General features: G+C 74.1%; 2 protein-coding genes. Both read right to left on the minus strand.

Going from position 1 to position 1,280, the window contains the following annotated elements:
* Positions 1-149: 149 nt before the first annotated feature.
* On the minus strand, positions 150-827 hold the full coding sequence (locus tag AB0I73_RS38965; RefSeq protein WP_363045136.1) for a GGDEF domain-containing protein: 678 nt from the start codon (positions 825-827) through the stop codon (positions 150-152).
* An 84-nt stretch (positions 828-911) separates the two neighbouring features.
* A partial coding sequence (locus AB0I73_RS38970) for a hypothetical protein (RefSeq protein ID WP_363045137.1) occupies positions 912-1,280 on the minus strand: 369 nt, incomplete at its 5' end.

Raw genomic sequence — 1,280 nt, forward strand, 5'->3', positions numbered from 1 at the left:
GGTCTTGCTCGTGTGCAGCAGCACCCAGCCGGTCCGCCACCGGCCGGGACGGTTTTCGATGGTTTTGGCACCGGCGAGGATGCAGGCCGCGTACGGCTGCCGGATGCTGATGCCGCGGATCCAGTCGCCCTCGGGCAGAGTCGCGATGCTCATGCCGCTCGCCCCCACGCGGCCGTGCCCGGACGGCCGGCCCGGCGCCCGTTGACGGACGGCACCGCGATGTGAGCGGCGGGGGCGAGGACCGCGCGGCCGGAGTGCTTGCCGTCGTACAGAGCGGCGTCGGCCGCCCTCTGCAACACGGTCAGGTCCCGGGAGCCGATCGCGGCCGGGGTCGCGGCGCCGATCGAGGCGGCGACGTCGACGGTGCGGCCGTCGTCCAGGACGACCGGCGTGTGCAGCATCCGGACCAGCTGCGCGAGGCGCTCCTGGCGGCGGTCGGCGGGGAGCTCCAGGACGACGGCGAACTCATCGCCTCCGAGCCTGCCCACGGCCGCGCGCGGGCCCGCCCAGGCGGTGAGCCGGGCGGCGGTGGCGGCCAGGACGGCGTCTCCGGCCGGGTGGCCCATCGTGTCGTTCACGGCCTTGAAGTGGTCCTGGTCGATGAGGGCCACGGTCGTGTCGTCGCCGTGGCGGGCCAGGAGTCGGCGGGCGCGGGCGGTGTAGGAGTCGCGGCGCAGCAGGCCGGTCAGCGGGTCGCGGCGGGTGGCAGCGAGCTGCTTGTGCAGCGCGGCCGCGTGGACCGCCCAGCCGGTCAGCGGCACGGCGACGGTCGTCAGTAAGAGGGTGCGCTGGCCGATCCGGCCCTGAACGCGCAGAAGGGACGACATACTTGGGTTCTCCGTCTCGTACGGGATGGGTGGGCCCGGGACAGTCGTCCAGCCGCCAAGCAGAGCGGCTGTCCCGGGGCGGAGCTACAGCTCGATGGGGCTGGAGTTGAGCCAGCTGTACGGGCTCCTCCAGGGGCCGACGGTTGCGGCGGGCCAGTCGAGCTCCCAACCGGGCCGGTATCCGCAGGCACCCCAGCCGTCCGGCCGACCGTGGGGGATCTCGCGTCCGGCCTCCGCCGCAGCGCGCGCCGCGTCGTAGACCTCGTGGGCGATCCGGACGGCGGCGCTGCGGCTGTCGGCCAGGCCGGTGAAGACGTGCACCCCGCGCAGGGTGGGCGTCTCGGTGCTCCGTATGGGGACGTCGACCTCGTACAGGTGGGTCATGACGTCCATCTCCTTCCGTGCTCGGTGATGAGGGACCACCGCGACCGCCCCGGCCTCCGTGATGCGGGC

It is taken from the genome of Streptomyces sp. NPDC050388 (assembly GCF_040655635.1).
GTDB lineage: Bacteria > Actinomycetota > Actinomycetes > Streptomycetales > Streptomycetaceae > Streptomyces.

Coding starts and splice junctions, on each gene's coding strand:
- AB0I73_RS38965 (WP_363045136.1), bottom strand. CDS start 827: ATGTCGTCCCTTCTGCGCGTTCAGGGCCGGATCGGCCAGCGCACCCTC.